Source organism: Sabulibacter ruber (assembly GCF_017355955.1).
In the GTDB taxonomy this organism is placed as follows: Bacteria; Bacteroidota; Bacteroidia; order Cytophagales; family Hymenobacteraceae; genus Nibribacter; species Nibribacter ruber_A.
Genome location: NZ_JAFFID010000002.1, coordinates 453,457 through 466,321, shown reverse-complemented (window position 1 = coordinate 466,321; position 12,865 = coordinate 453,457). Strand labels below are relative to the sequence as shown.

The window sequence follows — 12,865 nt, the reverse complement described above, 5'->3', positions numbered from 1 at the left end:
ACGTGGTGAACGTGAAAATAAGGGTAAAAGTTGGCGGCGGAACGGTGTTTTTAACCTGTGGCACCGCTCCCCTCCAATTCTGCCGCAAAGGTCCGAACTAACGGGGCAAGAAGCAAACGGGAGTTATTTTAAATTTACAATTTCTGCGGTCTCTGTACGGCTAGTGCCGGGATGGTACTGTTTTCATCCAGTTTTCTGAAAAATAGGAAGGAAATGGTTATAACTCAGTTTTCAGTTGAGTACAACTTGTACCGTTTATCTCCCCATGGTTCAAGTCTGAGACTTGGACCTGTCATGGTCTGAAGTTTGCAAATCAGTAAGGCGCTAGCCTCAAATTCACTTTTGTCCTTCTATGGCGCGGAAGTTGCTTCCGTGCCTTTCATTTCTACTTGCTGCTTTGCCAGCCATTCACCAGCCATTCCGCCGTTGTTGGTGTTCTCACCAACAACCCAAACTGCCTCTCCCCTTTCTAGAAGCAGCTACTTCCTATTTCCTTACTTCTAACTTTTGGGTTGCAGATGCGCTCTGAGGGCGTTTGTTACTTTTCTCCTTGATGAGAAAAGTAACCAAAAGAATCAAGAAGCCTCAAACTCGCTGACGCTCGGACAGTGAGGCTTCGGATGGTACCACCGGGCACCGTCCTCTGCTGCGTAGGGAGCGTGGGCCATTGCCACTGGAGGCGCTACTACTTGCTCCCAAGTTCCTGCTGGGTTACGCATGCGCCCAGCAGGAACTTGGGAGCATTTTGCTAATTGGTCTTTGGGCCGTTGCAATACCTTCATCGTCCTGCGGACGGGTGGGGTGTAAAAAGAAAATGCGTTTCCGGCCCAGTTTGTTAGAACCAGACCGAAAACGCATTCACTGCTTGTATCCTCTTTTGAGAGGTGAGATTAGTATGTCTGCTTGATCTTGGCCATATCGTCAATGCGCTTCTGCGCAAGTTGTGTGGCGGCTTTCTGGGTGTGGATTCCGTCTGCCTCGGCTTTGGCGAAGATGTTCAGCGTGGTGTTGTAGATCTGCTCGGTTTGCTGCATGGCCCACTCGCGGTTCAGCTTTTTCACTTCTGAGTACACGTTGATGATACCACCGGCGTTGATCAGGAAGTCTGGGGCGTAGATGATGCCCAGTTCGTCCAGAGCGGGGCCGTGTACATCTTCGTTTTTCAGCTGGTTGTTGGCGCAACCGGCAATCACCTGGCACTTCAGGCGGCGCAGGGTATCGTCGTTGATGGTGGCTCCCATGGCGCATGGCGAGTAGATGTCCACGTCTACGTCGTAGATTTCATCCAGACCTACTACGGTAGCACCGGTGTTCACGGCAATACGCTTTAGGCGCTCCTGGTCAATATCAGTGATGAACAGCTGGGCACCTTCTTTCGCCAGGTAATCGATCAGGTAACCGCCTACGTGGCCTGTTCCCTGTACTGAGATCTTTTTACCGGCCAGGCTATCGTTGCCCCACGCTCTTTTTGCGGCGGCTTTCATGCCCATGTAGGTTCCGTAGGCCGTAACTGGTGACGGGTCACCGCTACCGCCCTGTGACTCTGGCAAACCAGCCACGTATTTGGTTTCCATGCCAATGTAGGCCATGTCCTGGGTAGTCATGCCCATGTCCTCGGCGGTGATGTATTTGCCGTTCAGGTTGTTCACGAAACGCCCGAACTTGCGCATCATGGCTTCGGTTTTACCTTTTTTGGAGTCGCCGATGATCACGGCCTTTCCGCCGCCCAGGTTCAGGCCCGAGATAGCAGATTTATAGGTCATGCCGCGGGAAAGGCGCAGTACGTCACGCAACGCTTCGGCTTCAGAGGCGTAGGTCCACATGCGGGTTCCGCCCAGAGCAGGTCCCAGCACGGTGTTGTGGATGCCGATGATGGCTTTCAGGCCGGTGTCGTGGTCATGGCAGAAAACTACCTGCTCGTGCTGGTGTTCGCTGATTTGCCCGAAAACCGAGCTTTCTTGCGCAGTTTCTATTTCTTTAACTTCTATCATGTTGTATAGTGACTATAATACCACTTTGCTTTTGTTAGATAATGGGGAAGCTAATTGGTAATTTCGCCCCAAAATTACCTTTATTTTTTATTACACAAAGAAAAAACTAACAAGTGTTAGTACGTAATTCTTTAAACACCCAGACGTGAAATCACTTAAATACCTGAATAAATATCTGCTCAAATACAAATTCCGCTTCTTCTGGGGGATTGTGTTTGTGATTGTGTCCAACATCTTCGCCATTATACCGGCGCAGGTGGTGCGGCACGCCTTTGACCTGGTGCGCGAGGGCATCTCTATGTACCAGTTGCACGAGGGGTTTGCCCAGCAGGAAGAGGTGTACAGCAGCTTCGCCCGCAGCACCTTGTTCTATGGCGTGGTGATTGTGTTGATGGCCTTGCTGCGCGGGATTTTCCTGTTCTTTATGCGGCAGACCATTATTGTGATGAGCCGTTTGATTGAAAACGACCTCAAAAACGAGATCTACGCCCATTACCAGACGCTGCCCCTCTCCTTCTACCGCAAGAACAACACCGGTGACCTCATGGCCCGCATCTCTGAAGATGTGAGCCGCGTGCGGATGTACCTGGGGCCGGCCATCATGTACGGCGTCAATCTAATTGTCTTGTTTTTGATGGTGATCCCGTACATGCTTACCGTGAACGTGGAGCTCACCATTTACACGCTGCTGCCGCTGCCCATTCTTTCGGTGAGTATCTATTATGTAAATAACATCATTGAGCGCAAGTCAGACGAGATTCAGAAAAGCCTCAGCGGCATTACCACGTTTGTACAGGAGGCGTTCTCGGGCATTAGGGTGCTGAAATCGTTTGTGCGGGAGCAGGATTCCCACGCCAACTTCACCAAAGCCAGTGATACTTATAAAGACAAGTCCCTGGAGCTGAACTTTGTGAACTCGCTGTTTTTCCCGCTTATCCTGTTCCTTATTGGCCTGAGCACCATCATTACCGTGTGGCTGGGCGGGAAACAGGTGATCAACGGCAGCATCACGCCGGGGGTTATTGCCGAGTTCCTCATTTACGTGAATATGCTTACCTGGCCGGTGACAGCGCTGGGCTGGACCACGTCTCTGGTGCAACGGGCCGCCGCCTCGCAGCAGCGCATCAACGAGTTCCTGAACACCAAGACCGATATCCTTTCCCAGAAAAACCTGAAGAAAGACATCAAAGGTGCCATCATTTTTGACGAGGTGGACTTTGTGTACCCAGACACCGGCATTCATGCGCTCAAAAAGCTGTCGTTCCAGATTAACCCCGGCGAGACGCTGGCGGTGATTGGGAACACTGGTTCGGGCAAGAGCACTATTGCCGCGCTGGTGTGCCGCCTGTATGACACTACCGGCGGACGCATTCTCATTGACGGCGAAGACATCAGGGACTATAACATTTCTAATCTGCGCAGCCAGATTGGGTACGTGCCGCAGGATGTATTTCTGTTCTCAGACTCTATTAGAAACAACATCGGGTTTGGCGTGGACAACCTACCCGAGGAGAAGATGCTGCAAGCCGCCAAGGATGCCGATGTCTACGAGAACATCATGCATTTCCCGGCCAAGTTTGACACGGTGCTGGGCGAGCGCGGCATTACCCTTTCCGGCGGACAGAAGCAGCGGGTTTCCATTGCCCGTGCGCTGGCCCGCGAGCCTAAGATCCTGATCCTAGACGATTCGCTCTCGGCGGTAGACACCAAAACCGAGAACGCCATTCTCAACAGCCTGCACCGCGTCATGGCCAACCGTACGTCTATCATTATCTCGCACCGGGTAAGCTCCGTGAAACTAGCCGACAAGATTCTGGTGCTGGACGATGGCGTGGTGGTGCAGCACGGTACCCACGAGGAACTGATGCAGGACCTGGCCGGCTTGTACCGTGCCCTGTATGAGCGCCAGCTGCAAGGCGAAGAAATGGAGTAAAGCCCGTTTTCTGACTGTTTTCAGGAAAATAGCTTCAAAATGCTGGCAAACTGCATTTGCTCTTTCGCTGGAAAAGATTTTTTGCTTTCTTTGCAGCAGATACCAATTGATCGGGGTGTAGCGTAGCCTGGTATCGCGCCAGCATGGGGTGCTGGAGGTCGTGGGTTCGAATCCCGCCACTCCGACGAAAAATTAAACGCCCGTTGTTTCAGGACAACGGGCGTTTTGCTTTCTAAGCTATTCTGGTTTCAGGCCTTCTTTCCAGAAAACAGGCTAAAATCAGAGACACTTCTTTCTTGCCAAGGTTTATTCCATCCTCCCGAAATCATGTTTAAGGATAAGCATGGTGAAGTGCTGATGGTTTCCGCCGCCGTGCAACTGTGACATCCACATGCCTTCTACGCTCAGGTGCTTGCTGAACGTGTATCCTACCCCGCCAAAGACCCGGTTGCTGTCAAAGGGTTCTTCCCGCACAATCACCCGCACCTCGTTCCGAAGAATGCCGTACAGTTGCTGTTCTTCCCTTTTAAGGATAGGTAGCCGCAGGGCAAACGAGTACCGGAAGCGGGTCTGATAGCCTTGGGAAAGCCACCTCTGCTCTACCTGGTACCGGTGCGTGACGCCCGCTTTCCACAACTGCCCCCGCACAGCAATCTGCTGGTACAAGCGGTTCTCGTGGCTGTGCGTGACTTCTTCTGGGGTGGCATAGTTTCGGTTACTTAAATGCGTAAACCCCATCAAGACAGAGACCGGCGCCTTTTTGAAATTGTGCTGCACCTCTGCCCCGGTAAACAGCACCCGCATGTCATGCAGGGGCTCATACGTTCTTACCTGCACGTTGCTGGCTATCACCCACTGCGGACTCACCCAGAAAGACCCGGAGTATTGCATCCAATGGTTGATGTTATTGGGCTGCCCCAATGCCATAGTTGAAAAAAACAGCCCCACAAGCAGGCTCAACAATGCTTTCATTTGATTCTGTGTCTCCCTTAGATTCTCCCCCTTCTTACGCCTCAAACAACGCTTGAGACAGCTAAAAAAAGAAGCCTCGCTCGCAGGCAAGGCTTCTTGTATCATACACGTTTAATTGGTCTGGCTGGTTTCTAAATTCTAGTAACTGCGCCTACAAACCTACATCTTTTTTTTCAGGACGATCTTCTCAGCATGCTTGGCCACCAGCCGGTTGTAGAACTCGCGCAGGTTACCGTACTCTGCCGGCTGGAAAACTGTTTTGTTGATGTTAAGCTTACTGGTGATCTGCAGTTGCCCGTTGACCATCTGAGCCACATAGGTAAACTTGGCCGCATTGCCCGGTAAACTCATGTTCGCCGATTTTGGCATTTCTTCTACTTCATAGCCTGCCGGCAATTCATAGGTGAACATGTAGGTTTCGTCTACCGGCGAGGCAAAGTCAATGGGGTACAGCCTGGTAGCCAGTTTGAACGGATTCTGGTCCTGGGCATGGGTGAGCAAGGGAGAAATGTACAGCAGGTCGGCCGCCTGGTTGTCACCGGTTTTGTTTAACTGGTACTCGGTTTTGAGGGGCTCCTGCAGGTTATCCAAATTCAGAATCTTCACTTGCTGACGCACCCAGTCTGGACCGGCATTGGCAAACTCCTTCAGGTAGGTTTCCTGCCCTTTGCTCCGGATGGAAGAACGGGCGTGCAAGGCTGGTACCCCCTGGTAATTTTCCACCAGGTTTCCGGTTACTTCGCCGGTAGGTTTAATCTTAAGCTGACCAGTCACCAGTTGCAGGTTTTTCTCAGTGCCGGTTAAGGGCACCCATTTCCCTGCCGGCGATTGCACCACCCAGCCCTGGCCGTTCAGGCAGCGGAAAGGCAGCATGCCAAAGGGTAAATCCTGCTCGGTGGCATCTAACAGGTAAGTTTTGTCTCCTACTGATACATGGGTGATCACGTAATCAAACTTACTAATCATAGGAGAATTCACCACGGGCTGCCCATGCTCCCGGGTACTGATCAACATAGGATTTGCCGCAATGCCCGCCTCGCGCAGCAGAGCCGTCAGCAGCAGGTTCACTTCAGCAGAGGACCCAGACCGGTTGTCATACGCCTTGCGCAGGTTCTCTGTGTAAATGCGGTGTTTGCCGTTCCAGCGCACCTGCCCTTTCACATGCTCCAATACCGCCTTTACCTTTTCCAAGGGCTCGGTTTTCCCGGTTACCAGGGTTTCAGCGGTCTTTTTCAGGAAAGTTGTATTGGTAAGCTGTCCGCCAAACTCCTCCTCTTTCAGAAGTTCGGTGGTGAAACTCTGCCAATCGCCGGTGGTGTACGTTGGTTTCTCGTCTGGGTACTGTATTTTGGAGAGCTCAAATTCTAGTTTGGAGATATAATCTCTTGAATTCGCTAGGTATGGTTCCTCGGTAAAAGCAGGCACATCCTTCATGGCCCACCGGTACTGCACCACTGACATAGAGATGGAACCCCGCTGTTCTGTAGTAGCAAGCCCAACAGTCCTGTTCCAAGCAATAGCCGCCGTTTTATGCTCAATTTTTGCATCATTGATGTGAAACGGATGTACCCCATGAAGGGCGTGTTTGTATTCAAAGAACGGCACCATGCCTACCCTGTACTCGCTCCACTTCACCGGAATGTTATGCTGAAACTCCCAATCGCGTAAATACCGGATAAAATCTGATTTAATGGTATAAGATAACTCAATCACTGAACCTACTTTAACGCCAGGCATGGTCAGCTTCATAAGGTGCTGGTTGGCATCTAGCTTTTCATCAAAAATGGCCTTGTCATCCAGTTTCGTTTTCACCACCTCACCGTTCTCAAGGTTATACGTGACGCCTTTTAGATTAAGGATTTCTTCTTTGGTGCCATCTTTCCGCACGTAATAAGGAATGACGATGTTTGCCTCATCGAGCCCGTTCTTTTTCAGAATCTTGATGCGCGTGATGCGTTTGAACTGCAGTTGCGTGCCCTTGGTGAACAGGAAAGAAGACTCTCCCAGGTCATACAGCACCACTGCCGCCGCGCTGGTATCTGGCACGTAGGAGGTCATTCTCAGTTCTTCTGAGGTGACTTGCCCCATTTTAAAAGGGTCTTCACATAACCCAGGGGTGGCAACACCTACTACCAGCAATAGCAGTAAAAGCCAGCGTTTTTGAAGCGTTTTTTCAATTCTCATATTAAAGGGAATGTTTTAGAAAATGGGACAGGGCTGCTTCTGAAAAGAAATGGCCATGAGGGTGCCTATCTTAGAAACAAACGCCCTCATGGCCATTGAAAAATCAGGTTGTTTCAGCGGCCAGCACCACTTGTTGCTGGTCTGCCTTAGAAACCTGCTTCAAGAAATTCACGAACTCCATGTACTTAGAAGCCTGGAACCTTCCTTTGTGCATGGTCATCTGGCGCACGTACACCAGCTTGTTTCCTTTGATCTGCACCTGCGCCTGGTACTCGCCGTAGACCGAGGCAATTTTCACGGGCTGAGGCACACTCTCTGGCTTGTAACCGGCCGGAATCTCGTATTCCACGGTGTCCACGTCATGGTAAGGATAAGACAGCACCACGTCATGCTTCCGGTTCTCCAAGGAGGGCGGCACCGTAGTGCGCCGGTTCATTAGGTTGGGCGTGATGAAAAGGCGTCTTCCACTAACCGAAGCCACCTTAGGAAGATCTAATTGCAGTTTCTCGTTTACCTGCGGCTTGCCTTTCACTTTCTCCAGCGAGAAGCTTTTGATCTCAAAGGCCGGAATCTCAATCTGCTTGTACAGCCATTTCAACTGCTTATCAGGGTCTAACTGATGGATGGCCTCATTCCGGTCTTCGTGCTGCCGACCAGCAAACTGTGTGAGCACCTCGCCAACTCCGCCGCCCTGTGCATTCAGTTTTACTTTTACTGTGCGCAGTTGGGTATTATCCTGGGCATTGAACCGAGGCGTTGGTACCAGTTTACCGCCTTCTGGCGTCACCAGCAGTGAGTAACGGTCACCAGTGAAGGAGCCGGTGTATCCGGCATCGGCTAACTGGTTTGTACATTCCAGCCAAACAGTATCCTTGGCTGTAGGAACGCACAATACTACGTGGTTGAACTGTTGGCTTGGGAATTCCTTTATCATTGCAGGATTATCATCCCCACCATAAATAATGGCGTAGCGGCTGGGAATACCTACTACTTCTAACAATGCTTTAGTGTAGTTACTAAGAGCTTTGCAGTCACCATAACCTTTGGTATCTACCATTGAGGCTTCAAAAGGTTGAAAACCACCAATGCCCAATTGTATAGAAACATAACGGGTCTTGTTTTGCATAAACTGGTACACCGCTTTGATTTTCTCTTCAGGAGTAGTCAAATTTTTGGTAAGCGCCAACACTTGTTGCTTTGTAGCTTCAGGCAACTGTTCTCTACCTGCATTCAATTTATTTAGCCAATTGCCCATTGATTCCCAAGAGTCTAGACTACCAGCGTACCCTTCTACCTCAAAAGCGGAAGGAGCAGTTCTTACTTGAGGCACAATCTCGGAGAACTCTGGTCCGTAGACTTCTGTTTCTACTGGAGTTAACCCTTTTACCTGCCACCGGTAAACCTGCTGATTTCCTTCCTGGCTGGATTTCATCTTTTCGGGCATTAACTGTTCATGGTACCGCAAGCCCATTCCGGCAGGCATGTTCACTTGGAAAGAGGCTTGCTCTACCGAAAGCTTCTCGCCTGAAAGGGGCTGCCAAATTGGGTAGAGCAACATGTTACTGGACGTGGTCTGATACTCAAACTCAACTGTGTAAGGATAGGTATGGTTCGCCCACTCAATTACCTTCGCGCGGTTATCACCGTACAGAGTACCTTCCCCATTGGCACTGTAATCTTTGATGTCAGAACCTTTCAGCCCTCCCACTTTCTTTCCTAACATGTCATAGAGCGTACCCTTGATAAAGTCTACTTTTTTTAGTTTGTCATAGTATACCACCAAATTTCCGTAGCCTCTACCATCTTCGTTGAGCACCGTTACTATCTGCCGCACTTTCTTGGTTGCAGATTTGGCAGAAGAAACCGTATAAACCGTCTCCTCCAGCCGGATCACTGCATTGGCTCCTTTCGTAAGAGCCGAGTTAATGGTCAGCGCCGAGTACGTGGGAGCATCTCCCGCCCAGGCAGACACGCTTGCCAGAACGGACAGCAAAAGTAAAATGAACCGTTTTTGCATGGTTTTCTAGAAAATAGGCCTGAAACGAATTACCCTTTCTTCTTTAAAACAATCTGCTCGGCGTGCTTGGCCACTATCTGGGAGTAGAACTGTTTCAGGAACTCATACTCCTCTGTGTAGAAGACGGGCTTGGAAAGCGTTACTTTGCTCATCACCTGAATGGTGTTGCCTCTGGTTTGCAGCATGTACGTGAACCGGCCTCCGTTTTCTGGCAGCGCTAACACAATGTTCTTAGGCATTTCCTCCACTGCGTAGCCTTCTGGCAAAGTGAAATTGCAGATGTACACTTCTTCCATAGGATGGCCGAAATCTACCGGGTATTTGCGGTTAGCCACTTTGAAAGGATTCTCCTGCTGGGTTTTCAGCATCATTGGGTTCAGGTAGATGACATCTTTGGCCTGCTCATCTCCTGTGCTCACCACTTCATACTGCAAGCCCACCGGCTGGTGCAACTCCTTCAGGTTTTTCAGGACTGGCTTCTTGCGCTCATATTGATTCTGGTTGTTCACCAGTTTCTCCAGGTACTTTTCTTCACCGGCATCCTGAATAGAATGGCGCAGGTTGAGTGCCCATAAACCACTGGTAGACTCAGACACTTTCCCGCTTAAAATACCGGTAGGCAGTACCTGCAGGTCTGCATTCACCAATTCAGTGGTGCGCATTGCTGACTGAAGCGGAATCCAGTCTCCACCGGTTTTGGTAACCAGCCAGCCATTTCCGTTTAAACAGTGCTTGGGCAGTAACCCCAGAGGCATCAGCGGATCAGTTGCATCCAGTAACAGGTGCTGATTTCCTAACTTCAGATAGCCTATCACATAGTTGAACCTGCTAACCACCGGGGTATAAGGCGCACGGCCGTTGTCACGGGTACTCAGAATGACAGGATGCGCTTCAAGGCCGGCATCACGCAACATGGCCACCAGCATAAGGTTAATGTCTGCCACGTTTCCGGTTTTGGCATCAAAAGCTTTGCGCAGGGAGGTAGTCACGTACTTACCACCTTTTCCGTTCCACTTTACAGACTTCTTCACAAATTCATAGATGGCATTCACGCGGGCCAGCGTATCTTTTATGGATTGCATGGCCGCTACCTCGTTTTTGAAGAATCCGGTGCGGTTCAGCTGCACCCCAAACTGCTCCTCGTCCATCAGCTCTTCTGAAAGGCTGCTCCAGTTTCCGGCAAATCTTTTTGGAGCTGAGTTAGGGTAACGCACCCATTCCAGCTCAAATTCTATCTTGGACACGTAGTCATCCAGCGTAGTGATGTATTGCTCAGAGGCAATGGCCGGGACGTCTTTCATCACCCAACGGTGATTCACGCATTTGGCAGTAATCGCCTCAGAGCCGCCTGCGGTACGTCCACCGCCTATGCCAGGCTCAATGGAACTGCTCCACCGCACGGTGAAATTCATGGTGCCCGGCACCGATTCACTTACCACAAAGGGCTCATAGCCTTGAGGGAGCTGTTTGTACTCATAATATTCAGGGATCGTAGCTCTGTATTCACTGTGTACTACCGGTACAGAGTGCTGAAATGTCCAGTCCCGTAGATTGAAAATGAAATCAGAGGTTACGGTGTACGATATTTCCAGCACCGATCCTTCCTTTACGGCCGGCAGCGTAAATTTTTTGTTAAACCAGTTGGCAGATACCTTTTCATCAAAAACGGCCTTGTCCTCCATTTTCACTTTCACCATCTTACCGTTCTCCAGATTGTAAGTCACGCCTTTAATGTTGACAACCTGTTCTTTCTGGCTGTTTCTCTGGTAATAAGGCACTTCTACGTTTGCCCAGTCATAACCTGTTTTCTTCAGGATCTTAATGCGCATGACTCTCTCAAAGTTGACTTTGAAATCTTCATGATAGGTGAAGTAAGACCGACCGTAATCTGCTAAGATCACCGCGGCGGCACTGGTGTCTTTGTCATAGACACGCATTTTCAGCTCTTCTTCCGTTACTTTCCCGAATTTTACGGGAGCGTCTTGGGCGTATGCCACAAATTGGCACAAGAAGAACAGCACAACCAGAAATGGCCGTGTTTTTAAAAGAGTAGAATCGGGCATAAAGAAGGGTTTAGTATAAATTTTATCTCAGATTATATATTATATTTTTAGCTCATATTTTCAAAAGAACTAAGAAACCAGAACTGTCATTGCTATTAATTCTTAACAAGATTTATAAACAAGCACATCACAGACTCAACCCCTCTTTGTTTATTTTATACTTCTTAAAATATTGACTTTTAGAATGCCTTAATAGAAAAAATTCCTCATCCGCAGCACCAACTTCTTTTTTGAACCAAGATAAATAGCTTCTAGCCATTTTCCTAGAAAAGTGCTACTGATAACAAGAATTTAGCATGACGCTTATCAGACTTCAGCCTCAGACGAGTTTCTATGAATATTCTGGGTTGTTTCTAACTTCAGAAAATAGAGCTTATTCTGCTGGAGTATAATCCAATGGCAGCATCTCGGCCAGCTTTTCAAAAGCCCAGTAGCCTTCCACCATGTGAGAGTATGGGTTAACGATCATGCCGTTGGGTTCAATATAAGTGTAAGGCTCTGTTAACGTGATGAGGGAGGTCTGGAACGTGGGGGCTCTACGCTGGCTAAACGGCTGTTGGTTCACATACCCCAACTCTTCTTTCTCTTTTGTGTACACCACGTTCAGGTAATCAGAAAACAGCAGTTTAAGCTGCCCGTTGCGAACTGAATCCGGGGCGATGATCTGGTGATAAGGAATTGGATCTTTGTATAGATAGGTGACTGTCTTATCCAGGCGGGACATGCGCATCCAGTATTGCAGGCTATCTTCTGGGCCACTGCTATTGCTTTTCACCACAACAGGGCCGCTCATCTGGCTACGGGCTCTTTTTAAACCAGCTTGTATCTCTTCCTCGGGTGGTCGGTTGGGGTTTGGCAAGCGCTGCAACCGCCGTACATTGAAGCCTTCTGCCTCTAGCTTATTCTGGTACAAGGCTCGGGCAAAGTGCATCATGGAACCTCTGTATGCTTTCAGGCGAGCTTCTCCCCAGCGTTTTTCCTGCGCTTTCCCGCGGGGCTTCATTTCCTCAAACCGGGGATGCCCCGCATGAAAGGTATGCCCGTTCTGGAAATCCACCTTAAAATCCTGCAATACAAAGTGTAGCCGATATCCTAGGGCTTTGTTCTCAATAACCAGCGGTTTGATGGCTTCTGCAGAAAGCACCCGTTTTTCAGGATCAAAATCAAAATACAGCACATCAGAATTGACGATAGTGGTTTTTGCTGCATTGGCCGTTTGCCCCAGAAAGTTCTTGAGAAACACATTGTAGTTGTAGCGCCAGTTGGTGTCTGGCCTGATCACCACTTCCTGTAACTGATTGGCCGCCGGCATCAACTCAAACCGAAAAGCCAGCTGTTGCCCGGGTTGCAACGTGAATTGGTGTGACAGCGTCTGGTACCCCAAGAAAGACACCACCAGTTCATGGCTTCCGGAAGGCAATGAAATCAGTTTAAAGGTACCGTTTTCAGCGGTATTGGTGCCGTAGGTGGTTTGGGCAATGAACACAGTGGCAAAGCCAAGCGGCTGCTTTGTGTGCGCGTCAATCACGGTTCCTACCACAGTGCCCCGGCCTGCTGCCTGGCCTAAGACTTGCCCCTTTGCACACAGCAGCATGCACATAACAAGGAGCCAGAAAAACCAATACTGTTTCGCGGGGGAAGCCGGCATAGCAGAAACTTTACTTTGGAAAGTTACAAATCTGCTAGAAGAAAACAGCAGGGAGAA

The 12,865-nt window shown here is 49.6% G+C and carries 7 protein-coding genes and 1 tRNA gene; 2 read left to right on the top strand and 6 right to left on the bottom strand.

All coding sequences use genetic code 11. The annotated features are described in order from the left end of the window. Window positions 1-890: 890 nt before the first annotated feature. Window positions 891-1,991: a Glu/Leu/Phe/Val dehydrogenase dimerization domain-containing protein gene (locus JT719_RS13330; protein WP_207433829.1), complete on the bottom strand. Its 1,101-nt coding sequence runs from the start codon at window positions 1,989-1,991 to the stop codon at window positions 891-893. 145 nt (window positions 1,992-2,136) lie between these two features. Here JT719_RS13330 and JT719_RS13325 point away from each other — a divergent pair, with 145 nt between their 5' ends. Both JT719_RS13325 and JT719_RS13320 read left to right on the top strand, forming a co-directional pair. After that, window positions 2,137-3,924 carry an ABC transporter transmembrane domain-containing protein gene (locus JT719_RS13325; RefSeq protein ID WP_207433828.1) on the top strand — a complete coding sequence of 596 codons (1,788 nt, stop codon included), beginning with the start codon at window positions 2,137-2,139 and terminating at the stop codon, window positions 3,922-3,924. A 111-nt stretch (window positions 3,925-4,035) separates the two neighbouring features. Next, window positions 4,036-4,109, top strand: a tRNA-Pro gene (locus JT719_RS13320). Window positions 4,110-4,230: 121 nt separating this feature from the next. Here the strand turns inward: JT719_RS13320 and JT719_RS13315 are convergent. From JT719_RS13315 to JT719_RS13295, 5 genes are all read right to left on the bottom strand, one after another. Beyond that, the gene (locus tag JT719_RS13315; protein WP_207433827.1) at window positions 4,231-4,851 is read right to left on the bottom strand and encodes a DUF2490 domain-containing protein; all 621 of its coding nucleotides are present in this window, start codon (window positions 4,849-4,851) and stop codon (window positions 4,231-4,233) included. A gap of 204 nt (window positions 4,852-5,055) precedes the next feature. Further along, on the bottom strand, window positions 5,056-7,080 hold the full coding sequence (locus JT719_RS13310) for a DUF3857 domain-containing protein (RefSeq protein WP_207433826.1): 2,025 nt from the start codon (window positions 7,078-7,080) through the stop codon (window positions 5,056-5,058). A 103-nt stretch (window positions 7,081-7,183) separates the two neighbouring features. Next, window positions 7,184-9,097: a DUF3857 domain-containing transglutaminase family protein gene (locus tag JT719_RS13305; protein ID WP_207433825.1), complete on the bottom strand. Its 1,914-nt coding sequence runs from the start codon at window positions 9,095-9,097 to the stop codon at window positions 7,184-7,186. A 29-nt stretch (window positions 9,098-9,126) separates the two neighbouring features. Beyond that, complete coding sequence (locus JT719_RS13300; protein ID WP_207433824.1) at window positions 9,127-11,160, bottom strand: DUF3857 domain-containing protein; 2,034 nt, start codon at window positions 11,158-11,160, stop codon at window positions 9,127-9,129. A 373-nt stretch (window positions 11,161-11,533) separates the two neighbouring features. Next, a complete protein-coding gene (locus JT719_RS13295) occupies window positions 11,534-12,754 on the bottom strand; it encodes a carboxypeptidase-like regulatory domain-containing protein (protein ID WP_207433823.1) in 1,221 nt (406 codons plus the stop codon). Between the last annotated feature and the right edge of the window lie 111 nt (window positions 12,755-12,865).

What these genes read in the sequence shown, in the direction of transcription:
- JT719_RS13330 (WP_207433829.1), bottom strand. Translation starts at nt 1,991, where the DNA reads ATGATAGAAGTTAAAGAAATAGAAACTGCGCAAGAAAGCTCGGTTTTC.
- JT719_RS13315 (WP_207433827.1), bottom strand. Translation starts at nt 4,851, where the DNA reads ATGGCATTGGGGCAGCCCAATAACATCAACCATTGGATGCAATACTCC.
- JT719_RS13310 (WP_207433826.1), bottom strand. Translation starts at nt 7,080, where the DNA reads ATGAGAATTGAAAAAACGCTTCAAAAACGCTGGCTTTTACTGCTATTG.
- JT719_RS13305 (WP_207433825.1), bottom strand. Translation starts at nt 9,097, where the DNA reads ATGCAAAAACGGTTCATTTTACTTTTGCTGTCCGTTCTGGCAAGCGTG.
- JT719_RS13300 (WP_207433824.1), bottom strand. Translation starts at nt 11,160, where the DNA reads ATGCCCGATTCTACTCTTTTAAAAACACGGCCATTTCTGGTTGTGCTG.
- JT719_RS13295 (WP_207433823.1), bottom strand. Translation starts at nt 12,754, where the DNA reads ATGCTGCTGTGTGCAAAGGGGCAAGTCTTAGGCCAGGCAGCAGGCCGG.